Source organism: Sphingopyxis sp. (genome assembly GCF_035686825.1).
Lineage (GTDB): Bacteria > Pseudomonadota > Alphaproteobacteria > Sphingomonadales > Sphingomonadaceae > Sphingopyxis.
Genome location: NZ_DASRYZ010000007.1, coordinates 68,748 through 79,932, shown reverse-complemented (window position 1 = coordinate 79,932; position 11,185 = coordinate 68,748). Strand labels below are relative to the sequence as shown.

Here is an 11,185-nt window from a genome sequence, read left to right as displayed (position 1 = left end):
GGGGTAAATTGGGGCGAAAACGCCGACTCAGGTCGCGCGGGCGCGAATCCAAAGCGGGCGGAGCAGGCCGGTGCCCGCGCCGGGCCAGAGGCGCGCGGAGAGCCACTCCATCGTGTCGGCCTGCCGCAAATGGTCGGCGCCGGGCACGAGCGGCTGCCAGAGCGGCGCGAAGAGGAGGTCGGCGTCGCCGACGAGCCAGGCCTCGCCCCCCCCTATCGGACAGCGGGCAACGCGCCGGCCGGCGAAGGTCCGGCATTGCGGAGGAAGGCGGTCGAAGCGGCCGGCGCTGAACAGCCGCAGCCGCGCGCCATCGACATCGGCGGGAAGCGCCACGCCCTCGGCGCCGGGTGCGGCGGCAAGCGTGATGCCCCAATGATCGAGGAGCGGAGTCAGCAGGCTCGTCACCGGCGGGTTGCGCGGATCGCCGAGCGGGTGGAGCGCCGGCCAGCCCGACAGCGCGTCGGCGAGGACGACCGCGCGGCCGCCACCGCGCACGAAGGCATCGATCGCGACCAGTTCCCGCGGCGCGAGCGCGCGCGGATGCGCGAGCAGCAGCGCCCCGCCGGCGGGCGGGACATGATCGACGAGGCTGTCGACGAGCGACACCGGGCCGGCGGCGGTCAGCCGTGCGAGCGCCGGATCGTCATTCGTCCCCTCGGCGATCATCGCCGCGATGTCGCCGCCGCCCGACCAGCGCAGCGGCAGGCTGGTGAGCATGGTGACGGCGGGCGCGTCCGCGCGCGCCGCGGCGGGGCGGTAGAGGGCGGCGAGGAGCGCGTGCCCCGCCACGAACCAGCCGGCGGCGAGCGCGAACGCGGCGAGCCATGGCAGGAATGCCGGACGCGGACGCCACTGGACGACAAGATCGGCGAGCGATGCGGCAACGCCCGCCGCGACGATGATCAGCAGCAGTTGCGACCAGCCGGCCGAGCCCGCGAACGCAAGCCCGAGCAGCGCCTGGGCGGCGACCAGAAACGCCAGCGTCACGAGCCAAGTGCGCCGCCGCGCCGCGGCGGGCTCGCGGCGCTGCCACCAGGCGAGAAGCAGCATCGGAGGCGCAAGCAAGGGGACGGCGAGCGCGGGGTCGATGCGCCCGAGCAGCGCCTGTCCGCCCGCGACCCACGCGAAGGTGACAATCGTGACGGCGATAGTGGAAGCGCGCAGCACCGGCCCGCGCGATGCCGCGATCACTGTTTCGACTGGCGCGCGCGCTGGAGTTCGGGGTCGGGTTCGAGATCGGGAACGGTCGCCGCCGGCGCCACCGCTTGCGGGACCTTGACCGAGGTTGCCGCATTTTCATCCTTCGACGACGACGGCGAGACCGGCTGGACGCCGAGTTCCTCCAGCGGCGCGCCGACGGCGGGCTCTTCGCCGGGCATCTTCACCTCGGCGGTTGCCGGAGCCTCGGCTTCGGCCCGTTCGCGCGCGCGCTCGCCGATGAGCCCCGCCATGCCGACGAGCAGCAGCACGGTAAGCACGCCGGCGATGCCGATCTGCAACCGCCGCATCGTGTCGTTGACCGGCGCCGTCGGCGCTGGCGGCGCGGTCTGCGGCTTCGGCGCCGAGGGGGTGTCGATCCGCACGCTCATGCTGCCGCCTCCAATCCTTTGCTCGCCAGCCATTCGGGGTTGTAGAGCGTCGAGAGGTAACGAAACCCGCTGTCGCAGAGGATGGTTGCGATGCGTTTGCCGGGGCCCAGCTGCCGCGCAAGCGCCATCGCGCCGGCGACGTTGATCCCCGACGAGAGGCCGAGGCACAGCCCCTCCTCGTCGAGCAGGCGGCGAACCACCGCAAGCCCTTCGGCGTCGGAGATGCGGAACTGCGTATCGATCGGCGCGCCTTCGAGATTGGCGGTGATACGGTTCTGCCCGATGCCCTCGGCGACGCTTGACCCTTCGGGCTTCAGTTCGCCGCACTGATAATAATTATAAAGTCCAGCGCCGTGCGGATCGGTGAGCGCGATGACGACGTCCGAATTATGCGCCTTCAGCCCCAGCCCGGTCCCCGCGATCGTGCCGCCGGTGCCCGCCGCGCAAGTAAAGCCGTCGATGCGCCCGTCCATCTGCTCCCATATCTCCTCGGCCGTGCCGAAAATATGCGCCTTGCGGTTGGCGATATTGTCGAACTGGTTGGCCCAGATCGCATTGTCGGTTTCCTCGGCTATGCGGCGCGAGGTGTGGACGAAATGGCCGGGGTTGGCGAAGGGGGCGGGCGGAACGAGCACCAGTTCGGCGCCGAGCGCACGGATCGTCGCCATTTTCTCGGCGCTCTGATTGTCGGGCATGACGATGATCGTCTTGTAGCCCAAGGCATTGGCGACAAGCGCCAGCCCGATGCCGGTGTTGCCCGCCGTCCCCTCGACGATCGTACCGCCGGGGCGCAGGCTGCCATTCGCTTCGGCGTCGCGGACGATATAGAGCGCGGCGCGGTCCTTCACCGAGCCGCCGGGGTTGGCATATTCGCACTTGCCCCAGATTTCGCAGCCGGTCGCTTCGCTCGGCCCTTTCAGCAGCACTAGCGGGGTGTTGCCGATCAGGTCGAGGCTGTTTGCAGCAATAGTCATGCCCATGATCTAGGGCGCCGCCCGCAGCCCCGCAAGACAGCTTCGCTTGCGCCGCCGATGATCGGTCTTGTCGACCAACGGGCCCCGCGGTCCGACGAACGACAGGCCGGACGAGCGCCGGGGGTTGTCACTGTGACAGTATATCATTACTGACGCGCCATCTGGTCGCCAAAAATACAGGACTCTCTCCCCATGCGCTTGCTTTGTTCCGCCGGTTTTACTTTTGCCCTCTTCCTTGCCGCCCCGGCCTTCGCACAGGACAGCACGGCGCCCAGCAACGACGACGATGTGCATTCCGGCGGACCGATCGTCGTCACCGCCCCTTATGTCCGCAGCCTCGACATCCTCGGCAATGTATCGGTGCTCGAGGGCGACGAGCTGGCGCGCGACATTCGCGGGCAGATCGGCGATACGCTCACGCGGCAACCGGGGGTGTCGGCGACGAGCTTCTCCCCCGGCGCATCGCGGCCCGTTCTGCGCGGCTTTTCGGGTGAGCGCGTCAAAATCCTGACCGATGGCATCGGATCGATCGACGCGTCGAACACGTCGGCGGATCACGCCGTCACGATCGACCCGCTGACTGTCGAGCGCATCGAAATCCTGCGCGGCCCCGCGGTGCTGCTTTTCGGCAGCCAGGCGATCGGCGGCGCGGTGAATATGTTCGACCGCCGCATCCCGCGCAAAGTCCCCGCCGACCATGTCCATGTCGATGCGATCGGCGGCTATGCGACCGCGGCGAACGACCGCAATATCGGCAGCTCGATCGACGTCGCGCTGAGCCCGCAGATCGTCGCGCATCTCGACGGCAGCTGGCGCAAGACCGGCGACACGCGCTCGGGCGGCTTCGTCTATGCCCCCGATATTCGCGGCGACCTGCTCCACCTCGCCGAGCATGAAGTCGAAGAGGGGCATCTCGACGAAGCGGCCGAGCTGACCGAACAGGCGGGCAAGCGCGGCAAGATCGATAACACCCAGAGCGAGACCTGGACCGCGGGCGGCGGCATCTCGCTGATCAACGACGGCGGCCAGCTCGGCATTTCGGTCGGCTATTTCGACACCAATTATGGCGTCCCCGCACGCCCGAACACCGCGCACGATCATGGCGGCGAGGAAGAGGAAGGCGGCCATGACCATGGCGAAGGCCCGGTCACGATCGGGATGAAGCAATGGCGCGCGGACCTGCGCGGCGAGGTCGAGTTGGGCGATGGATTCTTCGACAAGCTGCGCGTCCGCGCGGGCTTTGCCGATTACAAGCACACCGAGTTCGAGGGCGACGAGGTCGGCACGATCTTTACCAACCAGGGCGTCGAGGGCCGGCTGGAGCTGGCGCAGAACGACCGCGGCGGCTGGCGGGGCGCGAGCGGCGTGCAGTACAGTCACCGCGATTTCAACGCGGTCGGCGCCGAAGCCTTCGTCCCGCGCAACCTGACCGACCAGTTCGCGCTCTTCACGCTGCAGGAATATACGATGGGCCCGCTCGGGCTCGAGGCCGCGGCGCGTTACGAAAAGACCAATGTGCGCGCGCAGACGCTGGGCTTCGAGCGCAATTTCGACAGCTTCTCGGGCGCGCTCGGCGCGACTTATGATATCTTCGAAGGCGCGAAGTTCGGCGTTTCGATATCGCGCGCGGTGCGGGCGCCGTCGGCCGAGGAATTGCTGTCGAACGGACCGCACATCGCGACGCAGAGCTTTGAGGTCGGCGACCCGAATTTGAAGCGCGAATCGAACTGGGGCGCCGAAGCGTCGTTCAAGTTCAAGTCCGACGGCTTCAACCTCAACCTCACCGGCTATTCGAACTGGTTCGACAATTTCATCTATTCGGCCGCCACCGGCGCCGAAGAGGATGAGCTGCCCGTCTTTCAATATTTCCAGCGCGACGCGCGCGTCTATGGCTTCGAGGCCGAGGCTAGCGCGCGGTTGGCGCAGATCGGCGGCTTCAACATCGTCGGCGACGTGACCGCAGACATGACGCGCGCGAAGATCAAGAATGCCGGGCTCGACCGCAATATCCCGCGCATCCCGCCGCTGCGCGTGCTCGGCGGGCTCGAGGCGCAGGGCGAGCGTATCGATGCGCGCGTCGAGGTCGAATGGACCGACGACCAGACACGCGTCGCGCAATTCGAGACGCCGACCGACGGCTTCACGCTGGTCAACGCCTCGCTGAGCTGGCGCCCGCTTCCCGATACGAAGAATCTGACGCTGATGCTGTCGGCGAACAATATCTTCGACGTCGAAGCGCGCCGCCATGCGAGCTTCACCAAGGATTATGTGCCGCTCGCGGGGCGCGATTTCCGCCTGACGGCGCGGGCGAGCTTCTAAAAAGCCCCTCGCCCCCGCGTAGGCGGGGGCGACGGTTTCAGATCAGGGCACGAGCAGCTTGCGCTTGTTCCAGTAGATCGAGGTCGCCGCGGCGTAGGCGCCGACCTTTTCCCAAACCGCGCCGTCGACCTTGTCGATATCGACCCCGGATTCGACATAGGCCTGAACGATCTTCATGATCTGCTCTTCGGTCATGTCGGCCGAAAGGTCGGGGTTCGCGCCGGCAGGTCCGAAGTCGAGCGCCTTGTCGACGATCACCGGCGACAGGTCGAGCTTGGCGATGTCCTTCGCCAGCCATTCGCGCGAAATGCGCGCGAGGCCGTAATCGAAATAGGGCCCCTTTTGCTCGGCGGTGACGCCGTGGCGCGCGACGCAGGCGTCGGTGATGCTCGCGAGTTGCTTGAACAGGGCTTCGCGTGATGCCTCATCGCCCTCGCCGGCCATCGCCGCGCCGATCGAATCCCTGGTGTCGCCCGGCACCGACAGGGCGACGCAATCGAGCTTCTCGCCATCCTGCGCCGCGACCGCACCGGGCAACGTTGCCAGCGCCAGCGCAGCACCCGCCATCAAAGCCTTGATCATCGACTCGTCCTTCTGTCCGGAGGGATCGCGCCGTCAGGATAGCATGGCCATGCCGCCGTTCACATGCAACGTCTGGCCGGTGACATAGCCCGCTTCCTTCGACGCGAGATAGACGGCGGCGGCGGCGATGTCGCTGCCCTCGCCCATCCGGCCCGCCGGAATGCGCTGGTTGAGCGCCTCCTTCTGCGCGTCGGGCAGCACCTCGGTCATTGCGGTCGCGATGAAGCCCGGCGCGACGCAGTTCACGGTGACGTTGCGGCTAGCGAGCTCCTGCGCGAGCGCCTTGGTCATGCCGGTGACGCCCGCCTTCGACGCTGCATAATTGGCCTGCCCGGGGTTGCCGGTCGCGCCGACGACGCTGGTGATCGAGATGATGCGGCCGAAACGCGCTTTCATCATCGGCTTGGCGGCGGCGCGCGCGAGGCGGAAATTGGCCTCGAGGTTGATGCGGATCACGTCCGACCATTCATCGTCCTTCATGCGCAGGATCAGATTGTCGCGCGTCACCCCGGCATTGTTGACGAGGATGTCGATCTGCCCGAGCGCGTCGACCGCCGAGGGGACGAGCGCGTCGACCGCGGCAGCGTCGCCGAGATTGCACGGCAGCGCGACATGGTCGCCGCCGAGCGTATCGCGGAAGGCGTTGAGCTTGTCGGCGTTGGAGCCCGACACCGCAAGCCGCGCGCCCTGCGCGGCGAGCGCCTGCGCGATGGCCGAACCGATGCCGCCCGAAGCGCCGGTGACGAGGGCGGTCATGCCGGTGAGATCGAACATATTTGGTCTCCTGAAATCTTTGGTTTAGAGCGTCTTCAGCAGCGCTTCGATGTCGTCCATCGAGATGACGCTGATGGTTTCGACTTCGCCCGCCGCGCTGCGCTTGACCATCGGTGACAGCACTTTGCCGCCAAATTCGACAAACTGCTGGACCCCGATATCTTCCATCGACCCAACGCTTTCGCGCCAACGGACGCGGCCGGTGACTTGTTGGACGAGCAGATCGCGGATCGTGTCGGCGTCGCTGACCGGGCTCGCGGTGACATTGGCGACGACCGGCACGAGCGGCGCGGCGGGCGGATTGGCGCCGAGGGCTTCTGCCATCGCGTCGGCAGCGGGCTGCATCAGCGGGCAGTGGAAGGGCGCCGAAACGGGGAGCAGCACGCCGCGCTTGATACCATAATCTTTCACGAGAGCGACCGCGCGCTCGACCGCACCCCTGTGGCCCGAGATCACGACCTGCGACGGATCGTTGTCGTTGGCGACGGTGCAGACTTCGCCTTCGGCCGCAGCGTCGGCAAGCTTCTGCGCGGTTTCGATGTCGGCGCCGAGCAACGCCGCCATCGCGCCGACGCCGACGGGCACCGCCGCCTGCATCGCCTGTCCGCGCGTCTTCAAGAGCCGCGCGGTGGTCGCGAGGTCGAAGGCGCCCGCGGCGCAGAGCGCGCTATATTCGCCGAGGCTGTGGCCCGCGACATAATCGGCCTTGGCGGCGAGCGCGACTCCACCTTCCTTTTCGAGCACGCGCAGCGTCGCGATCGCGTTCGCCATGATCGCGGGCTGGGCGTTTTCGGTGAGGGTGAGCTGGTCCTCGGGGCCTTCGCTCATCAGCTGGAACAGCTTTTGCCCCAGCGCGTCGTCGACCTCCTGAAACACTTCGCGCGCGTGGCTCGATGCGTCCGCGAGCGCCTTGCCCATGCCGACCGACTGGCTGCCCTGACCCGGAAAGATGAATGCGCGCATGACCCTGACCTCTTATCGTCGCCCCCGCGAAGGCGGGGGCCGTTGGCGTTCTAACTCTAGCGGCCCCCGCCTTCGCGGGGGCGACGGACGGGCGCCTATTCCTTCACCCCGCGCGATGCAAGCCGAACGGCACCACCTTATTGTCCCCGTCGTGCCCGATGTCGGCGCGGCCCAGCCAGGGAATATTGTTGCGCTCGCACCAGTAACGCGCGATCGCTTCGGCCTCGATGCCGAATGGCCGGTCATTCTCGGGAACGTCGCTGACCCGCCCAAGCCTGAGCCCCGCCAGCCCGCGCCCGGCAAGGACGCTGGTGACATGGAAAAATACGCGATCGAAGGCATAGAGATATTCGCTGACCTCCTCGACCAGCAATATATGCCCCGACAGGTCGGGTTCGAGCGGGGTGCCGAGCATCATCGACAGCGTCATCAGGTTGAACGCGGCGTGGCGCGCGCCATGCTGCAATCCCGCTTCGCACGCCCCCGGGTCGCGCGCGACGAGCCAGTCGAGCGCGCGCTGCACCGTCGCCTCGCCGCCCTCGCGCCGGATGTCGGCGACCATCGGCCCGTGCGCGACATGGTCGAACCCCTCGCGATAAAGGCAGCCGAGCAAATTGCCCTGATCCGAAAAGCCGAGAAACGCCTTGCCGCGCGCCACCGGCTCCATCGCGGCGACAGCAGCTTCCGCGATCCGGCACGCGCCATAGCCGCCGCGCGCGAACCAGATCGCGTCGATATCGGCGCGGTTCGCCATCGTCACCAGCGCGGCGAGCCGCTGCGCATCCTCGCTCGCGAAATGGCCGGCGACGGCGAAGCATTGCGGGTCGAATTCCAGCTCGACGCCGGGGTAGCCGAGGCTGACGACCGCGCGGACAGCCTCGGCATCGTCGGGCAGGATGGGGGTGGAAGGGGCCACGATCCCGATGCGCATCACTCGTTTTCCTTCTCCGTCATGCCGGGCTTGACCCGGTATCCGCCTTTTCCTTCAAGAAAGGCAGGCCCGGATCAAGTCCGGGGTGACGATGAAGAAGCATCGCGCCCATCTCTATTTGCAAACCCTTCGCCAAAGCCATATCGCGCCGCGATGGCCGAAAACAAATCCTATTTCTTCTGCGGCATCGGCGGGTCGGGCATGTTGCCGCTCGCGATGATCGTCGCGGCGCGCGGCGCGGCGGTTTCGGGGTCGGATCGCAGCCGCGACCAGGGCCGGACGCCCGAAAAATTCGCCTGGCTCGAAGGCCAGGGCATCGCCTTTTTCGCGCAGGACGGCAGCGGGCCGCAGGCGGGGCAGACCCTCGTCGCTTCGGCCGCGATCGAGGACAGCGTACCCGATGTCGCCGCCGCCAACGCGCTCGGCCTCCCGCGGATGACGCGCGCCGAGCTCAATGCGGCGCTGTTCAACGCGGCGGACAAGGCGATCGGCGTCGGCGGCACGAGCGGCAAGTCGACCGTGACGGGAATGATCGGCTGGATCCTCGAAAGCGCGGGGCGGAAACCGACGGTGATGAACGGCGCGGTGATGCGCAATTTCGCCGGCGCCGAAATGCCCTTCGCGAGCGCGCTGGTCGGCGACGCCGTCCTCTATGTCAGCGAGGTCGACGAAAGCGACGGGTCGATCGCGCTCTACGCGCCCGACGTCGCGGTCGTCACCAACATCAGCCTCGACCACAAGAGCCTCGCCGAATTGCACCAGCTGTTCGGCGATTTCGCCGCGAAGGCGCGGGTCGCGGTGATCAACGCCGACGATCCGGAATCGGCGCCGTTGCTGTCGGGGCGTAATGTGGTAACCTTTGGCTTCAGCGAAAATGCGGCGGTGCGTGGCAGCGATTTCGAGGCACTGCCCGACGGCTGCCGCTTCGCTGTCCATGTCGATGGTACCGCCTATCAGGTGAAGCTCCGCATGCCTGGCCGCCACAATGCCGCCAACGCGCTCGCTGCCATAGCCGCGGCGCACGCGGCAGGTGCGACCGTCGCACAATCCGTCGAGGCATTGGCGGACTTCGCCGGTCTTGCACGCCGCTATGAAGTGCTCGGGCAAGCAAATGGCGTCACCGTCATCGACGATTTCGCGCATAATCCCGACAAGGTCGCCGCGACGCTGGCGGCTGTGGCCGAACTGCCCGGCCGCGCCCTGCTCTTCTTCCAGCCGCACGGCTATGGTCCGCTGCGCCAGATGGGCAAGGAGCTGGCGGCGAGTTTCGCGGCGGGAATGCGGCCTGACGACAGGCTGTTCATCTGCGATCCCGTCTATTTCGGCGGCACGGTGGACCGCAGCATCGGCAGCGAGGCGCTGGTCGCCGACATCGTCGCGGGCGGCGGCGATGCCGTCCATCTGACGACCCGCGCGAACTGCGGCGCGGCGATGCTCGACGAAGCGAAGCCGGGCGACCGCATCCTGATCCTCGGCGCGCGCGACGACACGCTCACCGAATTCGGGCGCGAGTTGCTGGAAAAGCTCGCCCTCCACGCTTGATTTCCGCGCGCGAATCTGTATAGGCGCGCTCATTCGGGGCGAGGCCTTGTGCCGTTCGCCCCGTTTGCTTTGCACCAATAGGCAAAGCCGGACGACAGCCGGAGGGGTTTCGCGATTGGCGCGAAATCAGCGATCGGCCAAATCGAAGGACGCAAACCATGCCGTTTTACGAGCATGTCTTTATCGCGCGTCAGGACCTGAGCCAGGCTCAGGTCGATGCGCTGGCGGAAACCGTCACCAACGTCATCGGCGAGTATAAGGGCCAGGTCCACAAGACCGAGACCTGGGGCCTCAAGCAGCTCGCCTACAAGATCCAGAAGAACCGCAAGGGTCACTATGTGATGCTGTCGGCCGAAGTGTCGGGCGAAGCGATCGCAGAGATCGAGCGTCAGGCTGCGATCAACGAAGATATCATCCGCTGGCTCACCATCAAGGTCGACGAACTCGAAAAGGGTCCGTCGGTGATGATGCGCAAGCAGGAACGCCGCGGCGGCCGTGGCCGTGACCGCGACGGCGAAGAATAAGGAACAGTAGCATGGCACGACCCTTTTTCCGCCGCCGCAAGACCTGCCCCTTCAGCGCGAAGGACGCACCGGTCATCGATTACAAGGACGTCCGCCTGCTCCAGGGTTACCTGTCGGAGCGCGGCAAGATCGTCCCGTCGCGGATCACCGCGGTGTCCACCAAGAAGCAGCGTGAGCTGGCGAAGGCGATCAAGCGTTCGCGCCACATCGGCCTGCTCCCCTACATCGTGAAGTAAGGAGGGCGGACAGATGGAAATCATCCTGCTCGAACGTATCGAGAAACTGGGCGGTATCGGCGACGTCGTCACCGTCAAGAACGGCTTTGCCCGTAACTATCTGCTGCCGAACAATAAGGCGCTTCGTGCGAACGACGCCAACAAGAAGCTGTTCGAAGCCAACCGGTCGAAGATCGAAGCCGACAACGCCGAGCGTCGCACCGACGCCGAAGGCCGCGCCAAGGACATCGACGGCAAGCAGATCGTCCTGATCCGCCAGGCGTCGAACACAGGCCAGCTTTATGGTTCGGTTGCCGTCCGCGACATCGTCGAGGCACTGACCGAAGACGGCGTCCAGGGCGTCACCAAGGCGATGGTCGAGCTCGAACGCCCGATCAAGTCGCTTGGTCTGGTCGACGTCAAGGTCAAGCTGCACCCCGAGGTCGTCGTGACCGTCGGCGTCAACGTCGCGCGCTCGCCCGACGAAGCCGAAATGCAGAAGCAGGGCATCGACGTCATCGCCGCGATGTTCGAAGAAGAACAGGCCGAAGCCGTCGCTTCGGCGCTGGAACCCGACAGCGAGGACGAGTTCGAAGACGCGACCCCGCCTTCGGAACTCGCCGCCGAGGAAGCTCCGGCTGCCGACGAGGCCGAAGAAGCTTAAGCTTTTTCAGGCCGAAGCCTTTTGAAAGGGCCGCGTTTCCGGATGGAGGCGCGGCCCTTTTCTTATGCGATTTTCGGATGGTGGGCGGTTTTCGGTCGATTGCGGAAA

At 66.6% G+C, this 11,185-nt stretch carries 12 protein-coding genes; 5 read left to right on the top strand and 7 right to left on the bottom strand.

Annotation, left to right across the window (positions count from 1 at the left end; translation table 11 throughout):
• Positions 1-27 precede the first annotated feature (27 nt).
• Genes VFG17_RS18310 through VFG17_RS18300 form a run of 3 tightly spaced genes read right to left on the bottom strand, consistent with a single transcriptional unit; the run spans position 28 to position 2,563 of the window.
• A complete protein-coding gene (locus VFG17_RS18310) occupies positions 28-1,191 on the bottom strand; it encodes a Gldg family protein (RefSeq protein WP_325030814.1) in 1,164 nt (387 codons plus the stop codon).
• On the bottom strand, positions 1,188-1,589 hold the full coding sequence (locus tag VFG17_RS18305; protein ID WP_325030813.1) for a hypothetical protein: 402 nt from the start codon (positions 1,587-1,589) through the stop codon (positions 1,188-1,190). The genes VFG17_RS18310 and VFG17_RS18305 overlap by 4 nt, the downstream gene beginning before the upstream one ends.
• Entirely contained in the window at positions 1,586-2,563 is a 978-nt protein-coding gene (locus VFG17_RS18300) for a cysteine synthase A (protein WP_325030812.1), read from the bottom strand. The genes VFG17_RS18305 and VFG17_RS18300 overlap by 4 nt, the downstream gene beginning before the upstream one ends.
• A gap of 192 nt (positions 2,564-2,755) precedes the next feature.
• On the opposite strand from VFG17_RS18300, the gene VFG17_RS18295 reads away from it, so the two are divergent.
• Positions 2,756-4,882, top strand: coding sequence for a TonB-dependent receptor (locus tag VFG17_RS18295; protein WP_325030811.1), 2,127 nt, complete (start codon positions 2,756-2,758; stop codon positions 4,880-4,882).
• A gap of 42 nt (positions 4,883-4,924) precedes the next feature.
• On the opposite strand, the gene VFG17_RS18290 is transcribed toward VFG17_RS18295, so the two are convergent.
• The 4 genes from VFG17_RS18290 to VFG17_RS18275 all read right to left on the bottom strand — a co-directional run bounded on the left by VFG17_RS18290 (position 4,925) and on the right by VFG17_RS18275 (position 8,132).
• Positions 4,925-5,464: a hypothetical protein gene (locus VFG17_RS18290; RefSeq protein ID WP_325030810.1), complete on the bottom strand. Its 540-nt coding sequence runs from the start codon at positions 5,462-5,464 to the stop codon at positions 4,925-4,927.
• Positions 5,465-5,497: 33 nt separating this feature from the next.
• Positions 5,498-6,238 (bottom strand): 3-oxoacyl-[acyl-carrier-protein] reductase, encoded by a 741-nt coding sequence (gene fabG / locus VFG17_RS18285; protein WP_325030809.1) that lies wholly within the window; start codon positions 6,236-6,238, stop codon positions 5,498-5,500.
• Positions 6,239-6,262: 24 nt separating this feature from the next.
• Complete coding sequence (fabD, locus tag VFG17_RS18280; RefSeq protein WP_325030808.1) at positions 6,263-7,201, bottom strand: ACP S-malonyltransferase; 939 nt, start codon at positions 7,199-7,201, stop codon at positions 6,263-6,265.
• 103 nt (positions 7,202-7,304) lie between these two features.
• A complete protein-coding gene (locus tag VFG17_RS18275) occupies positions 7,305-8,132 on the bottom strand; it encodes an LD-carboxypeptidase (protein ID WP_325030807.1) in 828 nt (275 codons plus the stop codon).
• Between the two features lie 153 nt (positions 8,133-8,285).
• On the opposite strand from VFG17_RS18275, the gene VFG17_RS18270 reads away from it, so the two are divergent.
• From VFG17_RS18270 to rplI, 4 genes are all read left to right on the top strand, one after another.
• Positions 8,286-9,674: a Mur ligase family protein gene (locus VFG17_RS18270; RefSeq protein ID WP_325030806.1), complete on the top strand. Its 1,389-nt coding sequence runs from the start codon at positions 8,286-8,288 to the stop codon at positions 9,672-9,674.
• A gap of 158 nt (positions 9,675-9,832) precedes the next feature.
• On the top strand, positions 9,833-10,198 hold the full coding sequence (gene rpsF, locus VFG17_RS18265) for a 30S ribosomal protein S6 (RefSeq protein WP_095386440.1): 366 nt from the start codon (positions 9,833-9,835) through the stop codon (positions 10,196-10,198).
• Positions 10,199-10,209: 11 nt separating this feature from the next.
• Positions 10,210-10,434, top strand: a complete 225-nt coding sequence (rpsR, locus tag VFG17_RS18260) for a 30S ribosomal protein S18 (RefSeq protein ID WP_037554562.1) — start codon at positions 10,210-10,212, stop codon at positions 10,432-10,434.
• A 13-nt stretch (positions 10,435-10,447) separates the two neighbouring features.
• Positions 10,448-11,077, top strand: a complete 630-nt coding sequence (gene rplI, locus VFG17_RS18255) for a 50S ribosomal protein L9 (RefSeq protein ID WP_325030805.1) — start codon at positions 10,448-10,450, stop codon at positions 11,075-11,077.
• Positions 11,078-11,185 lie beyond the last annotated feature (108 nt).

Bases quoted from the DNA above. Each gene is read 5' to 3' on its own strand.
- fabD (WP_325030808.1), bottom strand. From the start codon at position 7,201: ATGCGCGCATTCATCTTTCCGGGTCAGGGCAGCCAGTCGGTCGGCATG.
- VFG17_RS18300 (WP_325030812.1), bottom strand. From the start codon at position 2,563: ATGACTATTGCTGCAAACAGCCTCGACCTGATCGGCAACACCCCGCTA.
- fabG (WP_325030809.1), bottom strand. From the start codon at position 6,238: ATGTTCGATCTCACCGGCATGACCGCCCTCGTCACCGGCGCTTCGGGC.
- VFG17_RS18275 (WP_325030807.1), bottom strand. From the start codon at position 8,132: ATGCGCATCGGGATCGTGGCCCCTTCCACCCCCATCCTGCCCGACGAT.
- VFG17_RS18305 (WP_325030813.1), bottom strand. From the start codon at position 1,589: ATGAGCGTGCGGATCGACACCCCCTCGGCGCCGAAGCCGCAGACCGCG.
- VFG17_RS18295 (WP_325030811.1), top strand. From the start codon at position 2,756: ATGCGCTTGCTTTGTTCCGCCGGTTTTACTTTTGCCCTCTTCCTTGCC.
- VFG17_RS18270 (WP_325030806.1), top strand. From the start codon at position 8,286: ATGGCCGAAAACAAATCCTATTTCTTCTGCGGCATCGGCGGGTCGGGC.
- rpsF (WP_095386440.1), top strand. From the start codon at position 9,833: ATGCCGTTTTACGAGCATGTCTTTATCGCGCGTCAGGACCTGAGCCAG.
- rplI (WP_325030805.1), top strand. From the start codon at position 10,448: ATGGAAATCATCCTGCTCGAACGTATCGAGAAACTGGGCGGTATCGGC.
- VFG17_RS18290 (WP_325030810.1), bottom strand. From the start codon at position 5,464: ATGATCAAGGCTTTGATGGCGGGTGCTGCGCTGGCGCTGGCAACGTTG.
- rpsR (WP_037554562.1), top strand. From the start codon at position 10,210: ATGGCACGACCCTTTTTCCGCCGCCGCAAGACCTGCCCCTTCAGCGCG.